This window comes from Acinetobacter cumulans (genome assembly GCF_003024525.3).
In the GTDB taxonomy this organism is placed as follows: domain Bacteria; phylum Pseudomonadota; class Gammaproteobacteria; order Pseudomonadales; family Moraxellaceae; genus Acinetobacter; species Acinetobacter cumulans.
The window spans coordinates 714,461-736,763 of record NZ_CP035934.2 but is presented as its reverse complement, the minus strand read 5'-3'; the positions used below and the strand labels follow the sequence as shown (position 1 = coordinate 736,763).

25 protein-coding genes and 2 rRNA genes are annotated in these 22,303 nt (G+C 40.1%); 17 read left to right on the top strand and 10 right to left on the bottom strand.

Going from position 1 to position 22,303, the window contains the following annotated elements:
• Nucleotides 1-36: 36 nt before the first annotated feature.
• Both C9E88_RS03525 and C9E88_RS03520 read right to left on the bottom strand, forming a co-directional pair.
• On the bottom strand, nt 37-390 hold the full coding sequence (locus tag C9E88_RS03525) for a hypothetical protein (protein ID WP_106986584.1): 354 nt from the start codon (nt 388-390) through the stop codon (nt 37-39).
• 158 nt (nt 391-548) lie between these two features.
• Complete coding sequence (locus C9E88_RS03520) at nt 549-1,559, bottom strand: metallophosphoesterase (RefSeq protein ID WP_106986583.1); 1,011 nt, start codon at nt 1,557-1,559, stop codon at nt 549-551.
• 103 nt (nt 1,560-1,662) lie between these two features.
• Here C9E88_RS03520 and C9E88_RS03515 point away from each other — a divergent pair, with 103 nt between their 5' ends.
• The gene (locus C9E88_RS03515; RefSeq protein ID WP_106986582.1) at nt 1,663-3,294 is read left to right on the top strand and encodes a phospholipase D-like domain-containing protein; all 1,632 of its coding nucleotides are present in this window, start codon (nt 1,663-1,665) and stop codon (nt 3,292-3,294) included.
• Nucleotides 3,295-3,321: 27 nt separating this feature from the next.
• Here the strand turns inward: C9E88_RS03515 and C9E88_RS03510 are convergent, their stop codons facing one another.
• Complete coding sequence (locus C9E88_RS03510; RefSeq protein WP_106986581.1) at nt 3,322-4,140, bottom strand: lysophospholipid acyltransferase family protein; 819 nt, start codon at nt 4,138-4,140, stop codon at nt 3,322-3,324.
• Nucleotides 4,141-4,585: 445 nt separating this feature from the next.
• Here C9E88_RS03510 and hflX point away from each other — a divergent pair, with 445 nt between their 5' ends.
• The 7 genes from hflX to C9E88_RS03475 all read left to right on the top strand — a co-directional run bounded on the left by hflX (nt 4,586) and on the right by C9E88_RS03475 (nt 9,190).
• Complete coding sequence (hflX, locus tag C9E88_RS03505) at nt 4,586-5,863, top strand: ribosome rescue GTPase HflX (RefSeq protein WP_264766854.1); 1,278 nt, start codon at nt 4,586-4,588, stop codon at nt 5,861-5,863.
• Between the two features lie 35 nt (nt 5,864-5,898).
• Entirely contained in the window at nt 5,899-6,270 is a 372-nt protein-coding gene (locus C9E88_RS03500; RefSeq protein WP_106986579.1) for a hypothetical protein, read from the top strand.
• Nucleotides 6,271-6,279: 9 nt separating this feature from the next.
• Nucleotides 6,280-6,954 (top strand): LrgB family protein, encoded by a 675-nt coding sequence (locus C9E88_RS03495; RefSeq protein WP_106986578.1) that lies wholly within the window; start codon nt 6,280-6,282, stop codon nt 6,952-6,954.
• 94 nt (nt 6,955-7,048) lie between these two features.
• Complete coding sequence (locus C9E88_RS03490) at nt 7,049-7,489, top strand: DUF2147 domain-containing protein (RefSeq protein WP_106986577.1); 441 nt, start codon at nt 7,049-7,051, stop codon at nt 7,487-7,489.
• A gap of 160 nt (nt 7,490-7,649) precedes the next feature.
• Nucleotides 7,650-8,099 (top strand): DUF2147 domain-containing protein, encoded by a 450-nt coding sequence (locus tag C9E88_RS03485; RefSeq protein ID WP_106986576.1) that lies wholly within the window; start codon nt 7,650-7,652, stop codon nt 8,097-8,099.
• Between the two features lie 48 nt (nt 8,100-8,147).
• Complete coding sequence (locus C9E88_RS03480; protein WP_410159315.1) at nt 8,148-8,600, top strand: DUF2147 domain-containing protein; 453 nt, start codon at nt 8,148-8,150, stop codon at nt 8,598-8,600.
• Between the two features lie 143 nt (nt 8,601-8,743).
• Nucleotides 8,744-9,190: a DUF2147 domain-containing protein gene (locus C9E88_RS03475; protein ID WP_106986574.1), complete on the top strand. Its 447-nt coding sequence runs from the start codon at nt 8,744-8,746 to the stop codon at nt 9,188-9,190.
• Nucleotides 9,191-9,245: 55 nt separating this feature from the next.
• Here the strand turns inward: C9E88_RS03475 and C9E88_RS03470 are convergent, their stop codons facing one another.
• The 3 genes from C9E88_RS03470 to pdxA are packed head-to-tail and all read right to left on the bottom strand — an operon-like array spanning nt 9,246 to nt 11,907.
• A complete protein-coding gene (locus C9E88_RS03470; protein ID WP_106986573.1) occupies nt 9,246-10,094 on the bottom strand; it encodes a symmetrical bis(5'-nucleosyl)-tetraphosphatase in 849 nt (282 codons plus the stop codon).
• Between the two features lie 4 nt (nt 10,095-10,098).
• Nucleotides 10,099-10,908, bottom strand: a complete 810-nt coding sequence (gene rsmA / locus C9E88_RS03465) for a 16S rRNA (adenine(1518)-N(6)/adenine(1519)-N(6))-dimethyltransferase RsmA (protein WP_106986572.1) — start codon at nt 10,906-10,908, stop codon at nt 10,099-10,101.
• A 30-nt stretch (nt 10,909-10,938) separates the two neighbouring features.
• Nucleotides 10,939-11,907, bottom strand: coding sequence for a 4-hydroxythreonine-4-phosphate dehydrogenase PdxA (gene pdxA, locus C9E88_RS03460; protein WP_106986571.1), 969 nt, complete (start codon nt 11,905-11,907; stop codon nt 10,939-10,941).
• Between the two features lie 532 nt (nt 11,908-12,439).
• Between pdxA and rplM the strand changes: the two genes are divergently transcribed.
• Both rplM and rpsI read left to right on the top strand, forming a co-directional pair.
• Nucleotides 12,440-12,868, top strand: coding sequence for a 50S ribosomal protein L13 (gene rplM, locus C9E88_RS03455; RefSeq protein ID WP_002117832.1), 429 nt, complete (start codon nt 12,440-12,442; stop codon nt 12,866-12,868).
• A gap of 12 nt (nt 12,869-12,880) precedes the next feature.
• The gene (rpsI, locus tag C9E88_RS03450) at nt 12,881-13,267 is read left to right on the top strand and encodes a 30S ribosomal protein S9 (RefSeq protein WP_106986570.1); all 387 of its coding nucleotides are present in this window, start codon (nt 12,881-12,883) and stop codon (nt 13,265-13,267) included.
• 68 nt (nt 13,268-13,335) lie between these two features.
• Here rpsI and C9E88_RS03445 read toward each other — a convergent pair whose 3' ends face one another.
• Nucleotides 13,336-13,545 carry a hypothetical protein gene (locus C9E88_RS03445; protein ID WP_106986569.1) on the bottom strand — a complete coding sequence of 70 codons (210 nt, stop codon included), beginning with the start codon at nt 13,543-13,545 and terminating at the stop codon, nt 13,336-13,338.
• A gap of 85 nt (nt 13,546-13,630) precedes the next feature.
• Nucleotides 13,631-13,867, bottom strand: a complete 237-nt coding sequence (locus C9E88_RS03440) for a hypothetical protein (RefSeq protein WP_106986568.1) — start codon at nt 13,865-13,867, stop codon at nt 13,631-13,633.
• A 101-nt stretch (nt 13,868-13,968) separates the two neighbouring features.
• On the opposite strand from C9E88_RS03440, the gene C9E88_RS03435 reads away from it, so the two are divergent.
• The 7 genes from C9E88_RS03435 to C9E88_RS03405 all read left to right on the top strand — a co-directional run bounded on the left by C9E88_RS03435 (nt 13,969) and on the right by C9E88_RS03405 (nt 18,864).
• The gene (locus C9E88_RS03435; RefSeq protein WP_106986567.1) at nt 13,969-14,622 is read left to right on the top strand and encodes a glutathione S-transferase N-terminal domain-containing protein; all 654 of its coding nucleotides are present in this window, start codon (nt 13,969-13,971) and stop codon (nt 14,620-14,622) included.
• A gap of 8 nt (nt 14,623-14,630) precedes the next feature.
• The gene (locus tag C9E88_RS03430; protein ID WP_106986566.1) at nt 14,631-15,059 is read left to right on the top strand and encodes a ClpXP protease specificity-enhancing factor; all 429 of its coding nucleotides are present in this window, start codon (nt 14,631-14,633) and stop codon (nt 15,057-15,059) included.
• Between the two features lie 19 nt (nt 15,060-15,078).
• Complete coding sequence (locus tag C9E88_RS03425) at nt 15,079-15,729, top strand: hypothetical protein (RefSeq protein ID WP_106986565.1); 651 nt, start codon at nt 15,079-15,081, stop codon at nt 15,727-15,729.
• 693 nt (nt 15,730-16,422) lie between these two features.
• Nucleotides 16,423-16,782, top strand: coding sequence for a roadblock/LC7 domain-containing protein (locus C9E88_RS03420; protein ID WP_106986564.1), 360 nt, complete (start codon nt 16,423-16,425; stop codon nt 16,780-16,782).
• A 95-nt stretch (nt 16,783-16,877) separates the two neighbouring features.
• Nucleotides 16,878-17,867 carry a helix-turn-helix domain-containing protein gene (locus C9E88_RS03415; RefSeq protein WP_106986563.1) on the top strand — a complete coding sequence of 330 codons (990 nt, stop codon included), beginning with the start codon at nt 16,878-16,880 and terminating at the stop codon, nt 17,865-17,867.
• A gap of 16 nt (nt 17,868-17,883) precedes the next feature.
• Complete coding sequence (locus C9E88_RS03410; RefSeq protein ID WP_106986562.1) at nt 17,884-18,429, top strand: GTP-binding protein; 546 nt, start codon at nt 17,884-17,886, stop codon at nt 18,427-18,429.
• A gap of 9 nt (nt 18,430-18,438) precedes the next feature.
• The gene (locus C9E88_RS03405; RefSeq protein ID WP_106986561.1) at nt 18,439-18,864 is read left to right on the top strand and encodes a roadblock/LC7 domain-containing protein; all 426 of its coding nucleotides are present in this window, start codon (nt 18,439-18,441) and stop codon (nt 18,862-18,864) included.
• Nucleotides 18,865-19,091: 227 nt separating this feature from the next.
• On the opposite strand, the gene rrf is transcribed toward C9E88_RS03405, so the two are convergent.
• Both rrf and C9E88_RS03395 read right to left on the bottom strand, forming a co-directional pair.
• Nucleotides 19,092-19,206 (bottom strand): 5S ribosomal RNA (rrf, locus tag C9E88_RS03400).
• 196 nt (nt 19,207-19,402) lie between these two features.
• Nucleotides 19,403-22,295, bottom strand: a 23S ribosomal RNA gene (locus tag C9E88_RS03395).
• Between the last annotated feature and the right edge of the window lie 8 nt (nt 22,296-22,303).

The window sequence follows — 22,303 nt, the reverse complement described above, 5'->3', positions numbered from 1 at the left end:
GCGCTGTGCAAACCAAGCAATTATTCAATATCAAGATTAATCTTCCAGCTCTTGCTGCAAGTCATCCATCATCAGTTGGTAAGTATCCGCAAACTGCTCTGGATCACCACCCGAATTATAATAACTCGGCACAATATAGGTCACGACCTGCTGGTGCACATCATTAAAATACAGCACATTCACCAAAGCTTCGATCTCATCTTCTTGAATACCACTGGTCAATGCTAATTGCTCAAATTTTTGGTAAAACTGTGCAGAAAACGCCTGATCACTCACTTCAGACGCACGATTAAACTCTTGTGCAAGTTGTACCAATCCTAGATTTAAATGCTCAGCTTGTTGCTCATCCAAGCCAAATAAGGTACCCACTTCTTTATAAAATTCTGACATATAATTATTCTCAAGTAATTAAAATGATCTTGTGCCAAAACTACATTTGCACTATTCGCATCACAATGTGTTTTCAATCATAATGATATTGCTTTTATCATTTTTAGCCAGCACTGCTCTAATATAAAGAATCTACGAATCTCTTCACAAGAGCTGTATTAAATCAACTCAATAATATCGATGGTTGGTGGCACACGAAAACGAAATGGCACCCCCACCATCCCTGTGCCTACGGTCACAAACACATCTGCATGTTCATGCTGATATAAGCCTTTTTTATGGCCTAATATCGAAACTTTTTTCATCACATAATCGGTCAGCCATGGCAATTCCACTTGGCCACCATGTGTATGCCCCGACAGCATTAATGGACGTGTTGGAAGTTCAGGTACCATATCTACCGTATCTGGATTATGCGATAAAATAATCCACGGTTTATCTTGCGGTAACTGTGGCATAAAGCGCATATCGGCTTTACCTGCCCATAAATCACCAATGCCAATTAAACGAAATTCATTAAACTCAACCACCTGCCCTTCAATATCCATTACGTTGTTTTGGCTTAAGGCACGATTTAGCAATTCTTGTATCGGTGGTCCAGGATATTGCTCATCATGATTACCATTGACTGAATAAACAGGTGCATCAATTTGCTGTAGCACAGCCAATTCTTCAGCCAATTTATTTTCAGGCTCATAAGTCCAATCGCCTGCAACCACCACTAAATCGGGCTTTTGTTCATTTAATTTTTCAACAATTTGCTTTAACTGACGTTCATGGCCCGAAAACAACCCAATATGTAAATCTGCAATGAGTGCAATTTTGACAGGCTTCAGCATTTTACGGTCTTCGTGAAGCTGATATTTAAGGGTTTTTACCTGTATACAATGTGGCTCAATAAAACGTGCATAGCATAATAGCCCCGTAATGAAGGCAATAAAAATAGCTTCATGTACGGCGTAATAACCACTCCATCCCGCATAAAAGCTAAAGAAAAACAGCGGAATTAATAAATAGGAGCAATAAAAAGCCAATAGGTGAACAAAGGCCTTAAAAGGATGTATGGTTTCCGTTCGTGATTGGCTCAGCCATGCCTGAGAGATGGCCCAAATAGCCAAGAGTCCCATTGCTATATAAAAATAAATCACCACGGAATTCATATCCCACATATATCTGCTCTATCAGTTAATCGATCAGTTTTCTTAGTCACTATATTTATCTTTTCATAGCTCGCCACTATACTCAAATCTAATTTTGAAATTAGCTTACTATATGACGAATGCCCAGCCCAAAGCTCAGCACTTAGCCCCCACTCAAACATCGCGTCCAACAAAAAAAACAGCGGTCTTACTCAGTGTGAGCTTATGTTTAGGTATTCCTGCATGTACAACATTACCCAAGCAAGTCCAGCAACCTGTTGAGTACGGTTTTAGTACACCCACAGAACAAACTACCTTAGGCAAAATTATTACCCCATTACGCGATGCTAAGCCGGGTTTAACGGGTTATCACGTCTTATATGACCCGCTTGAAGCACTTGCAGCCCGATTAGAGCTCATCAATAAAGCCGAAAAAACGCTCGATCTACAATATTACATTTGGGACAATGACAAAATTGGCTCAATGGCCCTGCATTCGATTATTCAAGCGGCAGATCGTGGGGTAAAAGTTCGTTTATTAATTGACGATAATAATGCCAAGAAAATGGAAGGCATTTATCTTGCGCTTGATCAGCACACCAATATTGACGTCAAATTGTATAACCCCTATCGCTTTCGACATTATCGCGCAATGGATATGTTGCTCGATTTAAAACGCATCAACCGTCGTATGCACAACAAAAGCTTTATTGCAGATAACCAAATCGCTTTAATTGGTGGCCGTAATATGAGTAATCAATATTACAATGTCAGTGATAACTATCAATTTTCTGATGTAGATGTGATGTTGGTGGGTTCTGCATCTGATGAAATTGTGCATTCTTTTGATGAATACTGGAACGACGATTACGCTTTCCCGGTAAAGCAATTGGTCAATCCACGCCATTACACTTTACGCTTTCCTGAACTGAAACAACAATTAGAAAAGCATGATCAAGAAGTAACAGTACAAAACTATTTAAACTTGGCCAATCGCTCCCATGCCTTTGACAATTGGCTCAACAACAGTATTCAACTGGACTGGGTTAAAGCCGAAGTAGTCAAAGACTCACCGAGTAAAATTAAAGCCAAAGCAAAAAAAGAAGAACATCTAAACTTTCAATTGCTGAATCATTTAGATCATCCAAATGAAAGCATTGATATTGTTTCTGCATATTTTGTCCCTGAAAAAAAAGGCGCAAAACAACTCGCAGATTTTGCATCACATGGTACAAAAGTACGGATTCTCACCAACTCATTTAAGGCCAATGACGTTCCTGTTGTACATGCATTTTATGCCAAATATCGCGAAGACTTGCTCAAAAATGATGTGCAATTGTATGAATTTTTAGCCAATCCAAATATTGAAAACTTAAATGCCAATACTGATGAATTGGCCAAGAAAGCCAAAGTCAGCATTAAAGGTCTGAGTCGTTCAAGTTTACATGCCAAACTGATGGCACTAGATGAAAAACAAGTCTTTATTGGTTCATTTAACTTCGACCCGCGTTCGGCTTATCTCAATACCGAAATTGGCGTCTTGCTGTATAGCCCACAATTGGCCAAAGCAGTACACAAAACCATGGATGAAAACTTAAGTAAATTTGCCTATAAATTAGTCTTAGATGCCAACCAAAATATTAACTGGAAAATTAAGCTGGCCAACGAGCAAACTCGAACCTATAAAAAAGAACCGCGCATGAAATGGTGGCAACGTGCAGGCATGAAAATGATTGCATGGTTACCCATCGAAGGCTTTATGTAAGCTTTCTTGGCAAGAACATCAGTATTCTTAAGCGATGACAACAGGTTTACGAAGAACTTTGGCTTGTAACTCGATCAATCCTTCGTTCATCTTCTGTTGTACTTCAGCTGTTAAGCTATCTACTGTATGCCCTGTCGAATCAATGGCAGGCAAACTCATCAGATGTGCTGTAACTTCTGGCATTTCAAGCACATTTTGTACATGCTGTGCAAAGGTCATATCATCAATAAATGGTGCCACCATATCCAGCTCACCTTTCTGATTGACATAGCAAATTAAGCAAATTTGTACAGGTTTTTTGGCCTCAATGGCTGCACCTAATAAGCGACCATGTACCTTTTTAATTCGAGTACCATCTGTTGTGGTGGCTTCTGGAAAAAATAATACGGGACTGTCTTGTTTTAAGAAATCAGTCATTTGCTCACGAATTCGCATGGAATCACCTGAGCCACGTTTAATAAATAAAGTCCCACCACCCTTCGCTAACTTGCCCAATAAAGGCCAAGACTCAATTTCTGCTTTGGCCAAAAAGAACACCCGTGCACCTGATCCCAAAACAGCAATATCTAGCCAAGAAATATGATTACTCACCCACAGTGCAGGTTCACGCGGTATTTCACCATGTACCTTCACATCAATGTTAAACACCTTACACAGTTTGCGACAAAAGTACTGCACATAACGGGTATTTTTAGGATTGTTCGGATCTTTATATAAACGGTGACGAAACACCAAATAAAACCCTGCACTTACAGCAACGACCATGGCCACGACTTTTCGAACATAAAGCACAAATCGGGAGACGCCTTTAGAGTTTGTTTGTGGATGTACTACAGGTTGAGTCATAAAATGATCGCTGTTAAAAATATTGTATTTCGTGACATAAAATGCCTTTCACGCATCATACTATACTGCGTGTTGAAATTTTACATTGATCATAAAAACCGAAAACTGTGATTTCTTTTTCCCATTTTCATCGAATAAACAATTCAATTAATAAAATACTATTGAACTAATAGATCCAAATTCTCATGCACAAGCTCGACCTTCAATCAGAACAACTGTCAAAACACACCGCTTTAGCGATGATTGGTGGCCTTTCATTGCTCTATATTGGTTTTATGCTGAGCTTTGCCTTACTTTTTTCGTGGGTATTTTAAAGTAGTACTTTGCTCGGCACCTGAGTTTTCGCCTAAAATAGCTGTTTAATCTATAAATTATTGGCTGGGTGAATCATTTGAATAAACAGCACAGTGGCGATCGCGTTATTTTGGTCAGTGTAGCAGTACAAATGCTGGATGATCTCGATGCTGAAGAGTTTCATCTACTTGCGCAATCGGCTGGTGCCGAGATTCTGCAACATATTCATGCCTCACGTATTAAGCCAGATGCCAAGCTGTTTATTGGTTCAGGTAAAGCCGAAGAAATTGCCGAAGTAGTTCAAGCACTTGAGGCAGATCTAGTCATTTTTGACCATGCGCTCACGCCTGCCCAAGCACGTAATCTTGAAAAAATCATGCATTGCCGTGTCGTAGATCGGACTGAACTGATCCTAGACATTTTTGCACAACGCGCACGTACCTATGAAGGTAAGTTACAGGTCGAATTGGCGCAGTTACAACACATGGCTTCACGCCTAATCCGCAGTCGTGGCAATTTAGACAACCAAAAAGGCGGTATTGGTCTAAGAGGCCCAGGCGAAACTGTACTTGAAACAGACCGCCGTTTGCTTCGAATCCGTATGGGTCAACTCAAAGAGCGCATTGAAAAAGTCCGCCAAACCCGTATACAAGGTCGTATTGCGCGTAAAAAAGCCGCTGTACCAACGGTATCTTTAGTGGGTTATACCAACGCAGGAAAATCCACACTGTTTAATATCTTAGCAGGCAGTGATGTCTACGCAGCTGACCAGCTATTTGCCACACTCGACCCAACCTTACGCCGTTTAACCTGGGACGGAATTGGTAACTTAGTCTTGGCAGATACGGTTGGTTTTGTACGTAACTTATCGCATTCATTGGTTGAATCATTTAAGGCAACGCTTGAGGAAACAGTCGAAGCCAGTTTATTACTGCACGTCATCGACTCGAGTAACCCAGATATGCTTGAGCAAATTGAAGCAGTAGAAAAAGTCCTCCGTGAAATTGGTGCAGATGTGCCTGTATTACGCGTTTACAATAAAATTGATCAATCAGGTGAACAAGCGAAAATTGTTTATCACCGTCCACACCAACCTGAGCGTGTCTATGTATCTGCGCATACCTCGCAAGGACTCAATTATTTACGCCAAGCTGTGCATGAATGCTTAATGGGAAATATGCAAAGCTTTGAGCTCTCGCTAAAACCAGCCTATGGCAAATTACGCACGCAGTTTTATGCCCTCAATGTCATTCAATCCGAACATTATGATGATCATGGCAACTTAAAATTACATGTCATTATGGCGCCACATAAACTTGAACAATTGATTAAACAAGCGCATTTACCGCTTGAAGAAATCTTAGGTGAACGTGCTCAGCAGTTTCAACGTCCCCTAGAAGAATTTGAAATCGATGATCAAATCAGTTAAAACAAAAGAAATCAAATTTTAATGAAAGATCAAGAATGGATTGGATTAAAACACTCGATTGGAAAGCATGGGTCGGCACTGTTGCACTGATTATTATTTTTCGTGAAGGTGCGGTCTGGCTCATGGGGCAATTTAACCATCCAGAACTTGGAAACTTAGTAGGTCTGCTGAGCTTACTGGCCGTGCTGTTATTATGGCGTAAGTTCAAGCATCTGCCAGCACGCATGATTGATACCAACAATAAAATCATGAAAGAAAGCGCCTTTGCTTTCTTACCCATTAGTGCAGGTTCTTTGCTCATGCTCATGCACATGGGCAAAGAAATTCCGCTATTTTTAACCGTATTAGTTGTTAGCACGCTCATCCCGCTTTGGGTGTATGCCAAAATCTCTAAAACGTGGCTATAGGAGAAATTTATGCTGACCATCCTCCTTGCCTTCGTATTAACCTTTATTGCTTATATCTGCGCGAAACCCATCAATAAAGTCCTACCACAAATTCCTGTGATTGTGATTGCAATGTGTTTTGTCATTGTGCTTCTTGCTGTATTTGGCATTCCTTATGAGCAATATATGGCACAAGTAAACCCGTTGTTTAATCATTTACTGGGCTATGTAACTGTTGCATTGGCGATACCACTGGCTGCCATGCGCTATGATGACCTCCCACTAAAGGGAATTGTCAGCATTCTTATTTTTGCCAGTATTAGTGCTGTCGCCCTGCCAATGGGACTTGCCTATCTCTTGCACTTATCCGATGCCACCATCATGGCCTTTGCAACACGAGCAGTGACGACCCCTATTGCTATCAATATTGCAACCTTGCTTCAAGCGCCAGTCAGTTTAGCTATTTTAATTGTCATTTTATCTGGTGTGATTGGTGCTGCATTTTCACCATTTATCCTCAGGCACATTAACGATGAACGCGCCTCTGGCCTTGCACTTGGGCTAGCTGCCCATGCCATTGGAACAGCGCAGGCATGGCAACGAGGAAGCATTGCTGGTCGCTATGCAGCCTTTGGTATGGCTGTTAATGCAGTATTCACTGCAATTTGGCTGCCATCTTTCATTTTAATGCTACAAAAAATATGACTGAGTGATCATTTTTCCCTCATTGTTCCATTCGTTTATTCCACTTATAATTAAATAAGTGAATGAATTAATAGATAAATAGGAGCTTTTATTCATGCGTAAATTGATGTCAGCACTAGTCCTTAGCTCACTCTCTAGCCTTGCCTTTGCCAACGATTTAACTGGTCTGTGGCAAAATATTGATGATAAAACAGGTTCACCTAAAGCACTTTTAGAAATCCGTAAAGCCAATAACGGGACGTACACAGCCAAAGTTATTCGTATCACACCACGTGCAGGCTATACCCCAAAAGAAACGTGTGTAGGTTGCCCTGCGCCTTATACCAATAAACCTATTTTGGGTTTAGATGTCCTCACAGGCTTACGTGAGAGTACAGACAATAACTTTGATCGTGGCCAAATTTTAGATCCGCTTTCAGGAAAAATTTATAGCACCAAGGCAAAATTAAGCCCAAATGGTAAACGTTTAACACTACGTGGCTATGTTGGGGTCTCTGCATTAGGTCGCAGTCAAACATGGATTCGCCAAGACTAACAATTAGTCAAAATAAAATATGAATTTCGTCACATTTTTCTTGGCAAAATTCATTTTTTATGAAGTTTTTTATCAAAAGCTAGTTGCACGTCAAGAGATTCTTACCTAACATGAAACTAAGTTCAAAGATTGAACAGTTTAATAACTAGGAAGAAGAACGATGCATAAAAATACCAAATGGGCATCTCTCATCGGTTTACTCTTTTTAAGTACATCGGGTTTTGCTCAGGACCTCACTGGGGTTTGGAAACAAATTGACGATAAAACAGGTTCACCTAAAGCACTCATTGAAATTAAAAAAGATACAAACGGGTCTTTTAGTGGAAAGATTATCAAGATCACACCTCGACCAGGTTATACGCCACGAGAAAAATGTGTAAATTGCCCACAACCCTATACAGACCAACCTATTTTAGGCTTAGAAGTATTTAAAGGCCTCAAATTGGTGGACGAAAACAACTACGATGAAGGAAAAATTCTTGATCCTTTATCCGGGAAAATGTACAGCCTAAAAGGCAAGTTAATGTCAAATGGCAAACGCTTGCACTTACGTGGCTATATTGGAATATCAGCAATTGGCCGTACACAAATGTGGATTCGCCAAGAATAATTGCTTAGTTTCTTTGCTCTATAAGCTCAAAATCATAAAAAGGATAGCATGATGAAAAAGCTCAAACTTACAACACTTTTGATGGGTGTGTTCATGGCAGGCTCTGTTGCTGCTCAAGACTTATCTGGCCTTTGGCAACAAATTGATGATAAGTCAGGTTCCCCAAAAGCATTGATTGAAATTCGCAAAGAAAACAATGGTACGTTTACAGGTAAAATTATTAAGGTGACCCCACGCCCAGGTTATACTCCTCAAAAAACCTGTAATAACTGTCCTGCACCCTATACGAATCAACCTATTTTAGGCATGGATATCCTAACTGGGTTAAAGCATGTAGATGGTACAGAAAACTATGAAAAAGGTCGCGTGATCGACCCACTTTCAGGCAAAGTTTATGATGCAAAAGTCCGTATTAATGGCAATGGTAAACGCCTAACGCTTCGTGGCTATATGGGTGTTTCAGCCCTAGGCCGTAGCCAAACATGGCTTCGTCAAGACTAGTTTTTCAGACCTATCAAAAACCGCCACAAGGCGGTTTTTCTACTTTATATTGATCATTTTTTAAAAAATAAAGTTGACTATTCTAGTAAACTTTATAACATAGGCCCGCATATTGAAAAGCTTTTTTAGGGGTTTGGACGATCATGTTGAAAAGTATTTTGCTTGCTGTTAGTACCTTGTGTTTTGCAGGACATTCCTTTGCAGAAGATATCTCTGGTATTTGGCAACAAATTGATGATAAATCAGGGGCTGCAAAGGCAATTATCTCAATTCAACAAGATGACAATAATAGTTACACGGGTAAAATTATTAAAGTTACACCACGCCCAGGCTATACACCGCAAAAAACCTGCAACAAATGCCCTGCCCCATATACGAATCAGCCAATTTTAGGTATGGAAATCATTAAAGGTTTAAAGCATATTAAAGGCACCAATAATTATGAAAAAGGCCGTATTATTGACCCACTTTCTGGAAAAATGTACGACGCTAAAATTCGCTTAAATAGCACTGGTAAACGCTTAACCATCCGCGCAAGTATTGGCGTATCGGTCTTAGGCCGTAACCAAACTTGGATTCGTTTAGATTAATCCAGCATAAAAAAGCCCCTATTTATAGGGGCTTTTTTATGCTTATTTTGAGTATCTACAGTTGCACTGGATTATCCACCGAAAACAGCTTTTGATCTTCTAGACGGTAAGCGATCAACTGATTCCCCCAAACACATCCACCATCAACATTTTGAATCTGTGTCGAAATGGTTTTGCCTTGTAGTGCCGCCCAATGTCCAAAAATTACCTGATGGGTCTGAGCCGCCTGTGATTCAAATTCAAACCATGGCTTGAATCCTTCTGGCATTGGATCATCGAGTGAGTCTTTAAAACTAAACTCTAAGCGACCTTCTGCATCGGTTAAGCGCATACGAGTCAAATAATTGGTAATACAACGCAAACGCTCATGACCCGTTAAATCGTCAGACCAAAGCGTTGGCTTCTTGCCATACATATTTGCTAAAAAATCATCCAATACCGCAAAGTCTTCATCTGAAAGTACAGCTTCTACTTCTTTGGCTAAACGAGCGGTTTGCTCTACGCTCCAATTGCATGGAATACCGGCATGCGTAATCACGGTATGTTCATTCGGAAATAAACACAGTGGTTGCTGACGAAGCCATTGAATCAAGTCATCACTTTCTAAGGCATGAATAACATCTTCAGTCTTGTCCTGTGGCTTAATCTCTTTAATACCACGCGCAACTGCCAATAAATTTAAATCATGATTGCCGAGCACAGTTGCAGCTACGCCATTATCAACTAACTTCTTGATAAAGCGAATTGCGCCCAAAGAGTTTTCTCCACGAGCAACCAAATCACCCGCAAACCACAAAAAATCCTGATCTGCATCAAACTTAATTTCTTTGAGTAATGCTTTTAAAGCTTCAAAACAGCCCTGCACATCACCAATTACATAATTATATCGAACTGCGCGTGTCATCTTGTTAAACCATTTGATCAGCTAAAGCAACGAATTGAGCCAATGTTAAGGTCTCTGGACGAGCCATCGGATCCACCCCAGCATTTTCAAATCCATCTTCAACCAACATTCCTTTTAAGCTATTACGCAAGGTTTTACGACGCTGGGTAAACACATGTGAAACTAACCGCGCTAAAGCTTTTTCATCTTTCGCGACAATTGGTTTATCTGCATAAGGCTCTAAACGAAACACAGCAGAAGTCACTTTTGGTGGCGGATTAAACGAACCTGGTGGTACTTCAAACAAAAATGTTGGTTTACAGAAGTATTGAATCATCACCGATAAACGACCATATTCTTTGGTGTTTGGCGATGCTGTAATGCGATCTACCACTTCTTTTTGTAGCATGAAGTGCATGTCTTTAACTTTGTCACCAAACTCCAAGAGATGGAATAACAAAGGTGTAGAAATATTATACGGCAAGTTGCCGACTACGCGCAGAGGACGCCCCTCAGCAAACAATTCGGTAAAATCGTATTTTAATGCGTCGGTTTCTACAATGGTTAAACGCTCAGGATATGGCACACGACCTGGCAATCCTGCAGCTAAGTCACGGTCAAGTTCAACCACGGTTAAAGCATCACATTCACCAATTAAAGGTGATGTAAGTGCAGCAAGACCTGGACCAATTTCGACAATATTGTCACCAGTACGCGGGTTTACCGACCGTACAATTTTAGCAATGACACGTTGGTCATGTAAGAAGTTTTGCCCAAAACGCTTACGCGTGTGATGCCCTTCGTCTTTTGGGTTTAGGGCATTAATTTGATACATAGACATTTCCAACGTGTAAATAAGACAAAATCATGAATGCGCTAAATCAAGCGCCAAATCCACAGCAGCATGCAAGCTGGAGCATTTTGCTAAACCAGTGCCTGCGAGGGAGAGTGCTGTGCCATGATCAACAGAAGTACGAACAAAGGGTAAGCCCAAAGTAATATTGATAGCTTCACCAAATCCTTGAGATTTTAACACAGGTAAACCCTGATCGTGATACATCGCCAAAACTGCATCTGCATCTTTTAAGTTTTCAGGGGTAAATAAAGTATCTGCAGGTAAACTGAGACTCATATTGATTCCCTGGGCACGATAGCGCTCAAGCACAGGATTAATCACTTCAATCTCCTCCATGCCCAAATAGCCATCTTCACCTGCATGCGGATTTAAGCCACACACCAAAATATGCGGATGATCTTTTTTAAATTTGGTTTTTAAATCATGAATTAAAATATCAATCACTTGATGCAAACGTTCTTGAGTAATCGCATCTGCCACTTCACGTAAAGGCAAATGTGTTGTTGCCAACGCCACACGTAAAGTTTTAGTTGCCAGCATCATCACTACGCATTCTACACCAGCAAATTCCTGATAATACTCAGTATGTCCACTAAAATGAATTCCTGCTTCATTGATCACTGACTTCTGCACAGGCGCTGTCGCAACCCCCACACTTTTGCCAGACATCGCATAATCAGCAGAACGTCGTAATTGCTCTAAAACATAAGCTGCATTTTTCGGATTTAACACACCCAACACAACATCTTCATATAAAGGCACATGCTCGACATACAGTTGCCCTTGGGCAGCGGGTTCTTCTTGCCCTTTATATTCAATAATCTGAATATTGATATTTAACATTTTGGCACGATCGCGCAACATATCTATGTCAGCCAAAACGACAATTAGTCGCTCATCAACACGTGCTGCCAAACTCAAGCTAATATCAGGCCCAATGCCAGCAGGCTCACCACTGGTAATATATAAAGGACGCATGTGTTTATCCTGTATGTGTAATCCTCTTATTATACTGTGCGATACGCATGAGGGGCCGAATTAAATTGACTAAAAATGAATGGTCAAAATATGTGAGCCTAAATACTCATCAACCACGATAATCTTTCTTCCAACAACAATCCAATCTATAGATCAATGGAAAAATGACACTAGAAACCTGAAGTCAACATCTAAAAAAGATCATTGCGCCATCAACACCCTGTAAACAAATCCAATATATAAATACTAAAAATAACGTGCTCCATCCCCCTACGAAAACGCAACCCAGATCATAAAAATAAAGATCCAAATGAGCGGATTTAGCAGATTAGAATCTGACATCATTTATTTTCATCTGCTTTTTTAATATTTTCTGAATTCTCTGCTGTTTATTGCTGAAGAAATGTACTAGAATACAGCGCTTGAAATTTATATTTTCATTTGTGATTCTTCACGTTTTCGTTTAGAATCGCGTCTCCTTTTGTTTGGACAGCTTCCATAGTCCAAACCAACTATAATAGGTAGTGGTTTAATGAAAACTCTCAGCGCTAAGCCAGCTGAAGTTCAACACGACTGGTACGTTGTTGATGCTTCTGGCAAAACTTTAGGTCGCCTTGCGACTGAAATCGCTCGTCGTTTACGCGGTAAGCACAAAACTTCTTATACTCCTCACGTTGACACTGGTGACTACATCGTTGTTATCAATGCTGAGCAAGTACAAGTGACTGGTAAAAAATCACTTGATAAGAAATACTATCGCCACACTGGTTTCCCTGGTGGTATCCGCGAAACTAACTTTGAAAAGTTAATCGCTCACAAACCAGAAGCAGTTCTTGAAAAAGCTGTTAAAGGTATGTTGCCAAAAGGTCCTCTTGGTTATGCAATGATCAAGAAGATGAAAGTGTATGCAGGTACTGAGCATCCACACGCTGCTCAACAGCCACAAGTTTTGGACATCTAAGGGATACAGCACATGGCTACTAATTATGGTACAGGTCGCCGTAAGACCGCAACTGCACGTGTTTTCTTGTCAGCTGGTACAGGCAAACTCGTAATTAACAACCGTTCTTTAGAACAATACTTCGGTCGTGAGACTGCTCGTATGGTTGTTAACCAACCTCTAGAGCTTCTTGAAGCTACGACTAAATATGACCTTTACATCACTGTTGCTGGTGGTGGTATCGGTGGTCAAGCTGGCGCTATCCGTCACGGTATTACTCGTGCGTTGATCGCTTCTGACGAAACTCTTAAACCTGCTCTTCGTCAAGCTGGTTTCGTTACTCGTGATGCTCGTGAAGTTGAACGTAAGAAACTTGGTTTACGTAAAGCACGTAAACGTCCTCAATTCTCTAAACGTTAATTCGTTTTCCGAATTCGGACAAAAAAGCCTTGGATTTTCCAAGGCTTTTTTTATTTATTAAGCCATATTTAAATCTTTTTAAATTTGGTAACTAAATACCCCCAAATAATCAGATTAAACTCAGAGAGATCATTTTTTACCCAATAATTCTTTCCACAATCTTCTGGATATTCCTCATCAAAATCAGCATGAGATTTATATGCCACAGCCAAGGCAATATAAAAATCCATTCCCATAAAAATTATGGCAATTAAAAATAGTAACTTAGACAACATCATAAAGTGCATTTGCTATTTTCACTTAGATGCAACTAATTTTTCTTAAATGCATCATCAATTTTTTACTTTGTTTTAAATTTATCCTCTAGTAAAGATACCAATATACACAACCTAGGATCCCCGAAACGATAAAACTCACAATACAAGTTTTATAGGCAATATTTCCATACCTTAACCAGCGCTCAACTTCTTCATCAAAATCATCTTCATCTAACCAAAGCTCCTCGCTTCGCCAAAAAGCTTGGTTAAAATATCCATTTGCAGTACCTATAGAGATTATACCGATCAAAATAAATGTATAAATCAACGCCTGTATTATCATTATTAAAGTTCTCTATTTTTAGAATAAATAAAATTGTTTCCGTGATTTTAATCCCCAATTTTAGTATTCTATATTATTCAATTCACCAAAACTTGGGAAATATGTCAGTCGAAAATGCGCCTTTACAAGGGATTACACTGTATAGCCATGCGGATGACTTTCGCTCACATTGGATTCGATATGTCCTTGCCGAGAAACAAATAAAATATAATTTAATTATTGTTGATGAAGAAGATGAGGATCTGGCGAGCCTAAATCCTTATAACCAATTACCAATGATGATTGAAAATGAGTTAAAACTTTTTAATACTGCAATCATTTCAGAATATTTAGACGATCGCTATCGACAAAACAAACTGTATGCCGATGCACCAATGCCTCGCGCAGAACAACGCCAATATATCTGGCGCTTTGAACAAGATTGGATGAAATTAGCGGATATTATGCTTCGCCATCCAGATACACTGAATGAAGAGAATCGAGTTAAAGCACAAAAGCAACTACGCGATACCCTTATTTCACTCACACCCTTGTTTCAGCATTTCCCATATTTTATGTCTGAACAATTAAGTATTTTAGATTGCATGCTAGCCCCTATATTTCTACGTTTAAAAAGCATGGGGATCGAACTACCTGCACAACACTGTCGCCCAATTCATTTATATTGCCAACGAATTTTTAGTCGTCCTGCATTTATCAAATCTATGACATTGCAAGAAAAAAATCGTTATGGCATGTCATTAGCTAAAGCATAGGTTTTATTATGTCTGAACAAGAATTAAATATCACACCCACACGTCCATATTTAGCGCGTGCTATTTATGAATGGGTTTGTGACAATCAACTCACCCCTTACCTTCTTGTCGATGCAACACAACCTCACACCAGCGTACCAGAACAATTCATTCAAGATGGTCAAATTACGCTAAACCTTGCACCACATGCCGTACACGCACTTCTTATTAGCAATGAAGCTATTAGCTTTTCTGCACGCTTTGGTGGCGTATCACGTGATTTATATATCCCAATGTATGCAGTAATTGGTCTATATGCCCGTGAAAATGGTCAAGGTTTATTCTTTGATCCAAGTGAATATGAACATATCAATACAGATCAAAATGCTTTAAAATCAAGCAATGAAGAACAAACCGAGCAACCAAAGAAAAAACCAAGTTTAAGGTTGCTAGATTAAAAATTAACGGAGCACATGAATGGCTTTTGATTTAGTACAATATTTTTCAGAACAAATTGACACTCAAAAGCCAGCGCTTTTAAGTCAACTTAACCGCCAAGAACGTCGAGAGCATATTCAAGAAATTAATGCACTTACACTCGGCGAGTTAATTCAACAATGGCGTGAAAACGAAACCAAAGTCTATCAAGAGATTAATGCTCTTGATCCACTGTATATTCAAGAAGTTGCTCGACATCTCACCACCTCTGCACACAACGAATCAATTCTTGCTAAAGCAGAACTAGAAACTCTCACCAGTGAAATATTTTCTCTTCAGCTACATGAGCTTAAACAACTCCATGATACGGGTAGTCATACACAAAACAGTATTCGAGAACTACTGATTGGTCAAATTGAACATCTTTCTGGACAAGCAAATGACTGGGTTTGGTCAACAAACAACCTAACAGAACTTATTGGCTCTAAACCAATCCCTCAGGACGATATATCATTAGATGCATCTATGAAGGAGTTTAATCAAATGGTTAGCCAACAACACACACAAGACGATCAAGCACAAACTGAAACTGTTGTGAGCATCCCAACATGGTCTAAAATTTTAGAACCGATTGTTGCACTCGCAGTTTTATGGGTTTTGGCTTCAGCAGCCTGCAATATTTTTGCTTAATATGAAATCAAAGTGTTTCAGCAATATTGTATTGCACACTTAAATACAAGCCCAGCACTTAAAACTGGGCTTTTTTTACACCCCATTACTTGCCCAAAAAACATCGATCAACAGTTTTTAAGCCAATTACAAATGAATTACTTAACGGTTATTCTAATAATATAAGCAATAATAATAACATCATGCAAAATCGCATGATTTTTTAGAAGTATTAAAAACTCATTTAAACACTAAGTGTTTAATTTATTTCATTTTAATATATGAATTCTTTATATAAGAATAAGATTTTTAAGTAATAAAATATGGCTTATTATTTTTTAAGAGCTAAAAATCATACGCTTAATTATTTATATTTTTGTATACTTTTGTAACCAAACCCGCAAAACCTGTAAAATTTCATGTTTTTTCGTACAAATTACATTTTGTAACATTGAAATAATTTTACCAAAACTTAGCAATTTAGTCTGATTTAAACAAAATTTTAAATCATAAATGCAAACTAACGCACATTATTCATTCGCCATTTTTCACAATCTCGATCTAAAAAATTATGCATTTATAACGTATAAAAATAATTTCGTTGAAAAGATATATTGCTTTGCTAATAATAAATTTAAGTAATTAACCTCTGAAATTAATTACCTTAACAAACAATAAATAAACAACATGTATAACCGAAAGAGAGAAATAACTATGGCTAAAGTATCATTAGATTCACTCACAAGTATTGATGGTTTTCATGCTGCAGCACTTGTAGACGGAGAAAGTGGCCTTGCACTAGCGACTCAAGGTGGTGGGGATATTGACTTAGAATTAGCAGCTGCTGGTAATACCGAAGTTGTTCGTGCTAAACGCCGTGTAGCACAGTCATTAAACCTAAACGATAGTATCGTTGATATTCTAATTACTTTAGGCAAACAATATCACTTGATCCGCCCATTAGAAAAAAATGAAAATGTTTTCCTATACTTAGTACTTGATCGTGCAAAAGCTAACTTAGCAATGGCACGCCATGAGTTAAAAGCATACGAAAAAAATCTTGATTTCACCTGATTCAAAAAAAACCCCTTATATATTTATTATATAAGGGGTTTTTATTCCCCCGCTATTTCTAAATCACATTCCGTTCAGTTGATAGAGAGATAATAATGAATAAGCAATATATTAATATTGCAATTTCTGGTTTAAGTATTCACGATGCTGAAGAGCTTAAAGGCCAGCTAAGCAATATAATAGACAATAAATTTAACATTCAATGGAAAACTGCAACCGACATTAATTTAGACTGCTTATTTATTCATGAAAATTTCTTTGATACCGAAGGGATTCAACGCATTTTAAATAATAAAAGTTTTCCTTGGCTAAAAGTAGCCAAAGACAATAACCTATCAGGTAAATTAGAAAATAATACGCTCTATCTACCTATACAAAGTACACAAGATTTAAATCAATGGATTGATCAACATATTATCCATAATGATTTTACACCTCCGCTTGATGAGCCAGTAATCCCAGTAAAAAGAGCCTCTCAAGCTACTCTCAAAGAGAATCATCCATATACTGAAAGCTATTTCAAAACAATGTATGACACCGATGAAGGTCACCATAAGCTCTATATTTCAGATGCACAAGGTGCCTTAGGTGTGATTGATATTAAGCAAAATTTAGTGTTCTGTAATTCTGAACGTAAAGATTTCGAAACAGATTTTAGTTTTAATTATGAATTTGCCTCGACTTCACATCTTATTAAAGCTTCAAGAAAAGACTGTTATATCTTACAAGATTGGATATGGAATCTTTTTTGGTTCTCTCCAAACTTTTATCAAATTGCACCCGAAGATGGCCATTATCGAATACATTTTTGGCCAAAACCGCAAGATCGTGAAAATCGTAAACAAATCTTCCAAATGTCAGCTTGCTTTATTCAAGGCGCCAAAATTTCAAAAATTTCGGAACAACATAATATCCCTATACAAACGGTACGCCGTTTTATTGCAGCAAATATGGCTTCAGGTAACTTAAGTAAAATTAATATTTGGGATAACCATTACAACCCACCAGAAACTCTTGAAGAAAAACCCGAAGAAAGTCTAATCAAAAGTTTTTTTGGAAAAATTCGCAGAAAATTTGGTTTCTGATATAGGGAGAATATCTATGATTCTACAGCAATACAAAATTGTATTTGCAGGTTCTATGGGTGCAGGAAAAACTGAAGCAATTCGTTCGCTTTCTGATGTACCCGTACTATTAACAGAAGCCTTCAATACCGACCAAGACAGCCATGAAAAAATGGAAACAACAGTAGGTATTGATTATGGTGAAGTAACTTTAGAAGACGGTGTAAAAATCGGATTATATGGTACCCCTGGGCAAAGTCGTTTTGATTTTATTTGGCCTGTGATTTGTAAAGGTGCAATCGGTGCTATTATCCTTATTGATCATAATTCAGAAGAACCTTTACAAGAGCTTGAAAGCTATCTAGAAACCTTTCAAAACTACACAGATAATATCGCCATTGGTATTACACACGTGGATGATAATACAAGTACCAATTCTTTGAGTATGTATAAAGAATGGCTTATTAGCCAAGACTTATTTTCACCTCTGTTTTTTATAGATGCGCGTAAAAAAGACGATGCTCTTTTGCTGTTAGAAGCATTAATCACATCTGTTGAAGTTAACCACAATATCAGCGCCTAAGGAGCACTTATGTTTAAGATCAAAGAAAAACGTGCTGCTTCACCTGAACTCATTCATGTTGCGAAACAAGAATTACAAAATATTATGTCCAATGTACGTGGCGTAAATTTTGCAATGGTTTGTTCAACTGATGGTTTTGAACTAGCAACATTACACAAAAGAGATATCTACAATAATGGAAAATTGGCTGCTGTCAGTAGCTCAATTCTCGCAATGGTCACAGCATTTACACAAGAAATTCACTTAATTGGTTGCCAATCTATTACGCTTGATGCGGAAAATGGTAAAGCGATATTAAGCTCAGTTCAAGCAAAACAACATCCAATGATTCTTGTTGTACTTGCGGATAAGGATGTGTTGCTTGGTCAGTTACTATACGCTTTAAAAAACTCAAGTAATGTGATTAAAAATGCTGATCAAGATTTTGATGATTAAAATACATTACATGATTCTTAAATTCTAGAACACTCAAATCATCTTGCTTTGAGTGTTTTTTTATCTCTTTTCTTCGTAAAGTAACCTCCCCCCCTTAGACCCTAATATCCTCCAAGCCCTCTTTCTGTATATTCTTTATTTATAACATTCCAATTTTTCTAATTTCTAAAATATTTCACACATAAAAAAACACCCCCTGCACTAGTCAGGGGGTGTTTCGAATAATGAGCTGGCGATGACTTACTCTCACATGGGTAACCCCACACTACCATCAGCGCTAAGAGGTTTCACTTCTGAGTTCGGGAAGGGATCAGGTGGTTCACTCTTGCTATTGTCGCCAGCACAACTTGGATGCTTACTCGTTTGGTCTTACTTGGATGCCGAACTTTCGTCAAATGAGTTATTAACAGATCATATCTGAGTCGAATTGTATGTTCTAGCGTTAGCTGAATCAAGTATTTCAAGACCGTTTGGTCTTTAATGAATCAATCTCTGCTCACTGCTTGCGCAGTTCGTACAACAACTGTTTGGGTGTTGTATAGTCAAGCCTCACGAGCAATTAGTATTGGTCAGCTTCATGCGTCACCGCACTTCCACATCCAACCTATCAACGTCGTAGTCTTCAACGGCTCTTTAGAGGAATAAATTCCTAGGGAAATCTTATCTTGAGGTAGGCTTCCCGCTTAGATGCTTTCAGCGGTTATCCCTTCCGAACATAGCTACCCGGCGATGCGACTGGCGTCACAACCGGTACACCAGAGGTTCGTCCACTCTGGTCCTCTCGTACTAGGAGCAGATCCTCTCAAATTTCCAGCGCCCACGGTAGATAGGGACCGAACTGTCTCACGACGTTCTAAACCCAGCTCGCGTACCTCTTTAAATGGCGAACAGCCATACCCTTGGGACCTGCTTCAGCCCCAGGATGAGATGAGCCGACATCGAGGTGCCAAACACCGCCGTCGATATGAACTCTTGGGCGGTATCAGCCTGTTATCCCCAGAGTACCTTTTATCCGTTGAGCGATGGCCCTTCCATACAGAACCACCGGATCACTAAGACCTACTTTCGTACCTGCTCGACTTGTGGGTCTCGCAGTTAAGCGCGCTTTTGCCTTTATACTCTACGCGTGATTTCCGACCACGCTGAGCGCACCTTCGTACTCCTCCGTTACTCTTTAGGAGGAGACCGCCCCAGTCAAACTACCCACCAGACATGGTCCTCGCTCCAGATAATGGAGCAGAGTTAGAACCTCAATATTACCAGGGTGGTATTTCAAGATTGGCTCCACAGCAACTAGCGTCGCTGCTTCAAAGCCTCCCACCTATCCTACACAAGTAAGATCAAAGTTCAATGTCAAGCTGCAGTAAAGGTTCACGGGGTCTTTCCGTCTAGCCGCGGGTACACCGCATCTTCACGGCGATTTCGATTTCACTGAGCCTCTGCTGGAGACAGCGCCCCCATCATTATGCCATTCGTGCAGGTCGGAACTTACCCGACAAGGAATTTCGCTACCTTAGGACCGTTATAGTTACGGCCGCCGTTTACTGGGGCTTCGATCAAGAGCTTCGCTTACGCTAACCCCATCAATTAACCTTCCAGCACCGGGCAGGCATCACACCCTATACGTCCACTTTCGTGTTTGCAGAGTGCTATGTTTTTAATAAACAGTTGCAGGGGCCTGGTTTCTGTGGCTGCCGATAGCTCAGGAAGCAAGTTCCATCACCGTCAGCAGCGTACCTTCTCCCGAAGTTACGGTACCATTTTGCCTAGTTCCTTCAGCAGAGTTCTCTCAAGCGCTTTGGTCTACTCGACCTGACCACCTGTGTCGGTTTCGGGTACGATTCCTGTGTAACTGAAGCTTAGAGACTTTTCCTGGAAGCATAGTATCAGCCACTTCACTGTACAAGTACAGCTTGCTATCAGATCTCAGCATAGAGTACCCCGGATTTGCCTAAGATACATGCCTACATCCTTTCACCTGGACAACCAACGCCAGGCTGACTTAACTTACTCCGTCCTCTCATCGCATTACACAGAAGTATTGGAATATTAACCAATTTCCCATCGACTACGCCTCTCGGCCTCGCCTTAGGGGTCGACTCACCCAGCCCCGATTAACGTTGGACTGGAACCCTTGGTCTTTCAGCGAACGGGTTTTTCACCCGTTTTGTCGTTACTCACGTCAGCATTCGCACTTCTGATACCTCCAGCAGACTTCTCAATCCACCTTCATCGGCTTACAGAACGCTCCCCTACCACTTGCAATAAATTGCAAATCCGCAGCTTCGGCATATAGTTTTAGCCCCGTTACATCTTCCGCGCAGGCCGACTCGACTAGTGAGCTATTACGCTTTCTTTAAAGGGTGGCTGCTTCTAAGCCAACCTCCTAGCTGTCTATGCCTTCCCACATCGTTTCCCACTTAACTATAATTTAGGGGCCTTAGCTGGCGGTCTGGATTGTTTTCCTCTTGACTACGGACGTTAGCACCCGCAGTCTGTCTCCCGGATAGTACTCATTGGTATTCGGAGTTTGCATCGGTTTGGTAAGTCGGGATGACCCCCTAGCCGAAACAGTGCTCTACCCCCAATGGTATTCGTCCGAGGCGCTACCTAAATAGCTTTCGGGGAGAACCAGCTATCACCAAGTTTGATTAGCCTTTCACCCCTATCCACAAGTCATCCCCTGGCTTTTCAACGACAGTGGGTTCGGTCCTCCAGTTAGTGTTACCCAACCTTCAACCTGCTCATGGATAGATCACCTGGTTTCGGGTCTACACCCAGCAACTAAACGCCCTATTAAGACTCGGTTTCCCTACGGCTCCCCTATACGGTTAACCTTGCTACTGAATGTAAGTCGCTGACCCATTATACAAAAGGTACGCAGTCACCGAACAAGTCGGCTCCCACTGCTTGTATGCATGCGGTTTCAGGATCTATTTCACTCCCCTCACAGGGGTTCTTTTCGCCTTTCCCTCACGGTACTGGTTCACTATCGGTCAGTCAGGAGTATTTAGCCTTGGAGGATGGTCCCCCCATATTCAGACAAGGTTTCACGTGCCTCGCCCTACTCGACATCATCATATAAGCCCTTTCGTGTACAGGACTATCACCCACTATGGTTGCACTTCCCAGAGCATTCCACTAGAACTTATATGACTTAATGGGCTGTTCCCCGTTCGCTCGCCGCTACTGAGGGAATCTCAATTGATTTCTTTTCCTAAGGGTACTGAGATGTTTCACTTCCCCTCGTTTGCCTCGCAACACTATGTATTCATGTTGCGATACCTACCTTACGATAGGTGGGTTTCCCCATTCAGAAATCTCCGGATCATAGGATATTTGCCGCCTCCCCGAAGCTTATCGCAGGCTATTACGTCTTTCATCGCCTCTGACTGCCAAGGCATCCACCACATGCACTTAATTACTTGACTATACAACC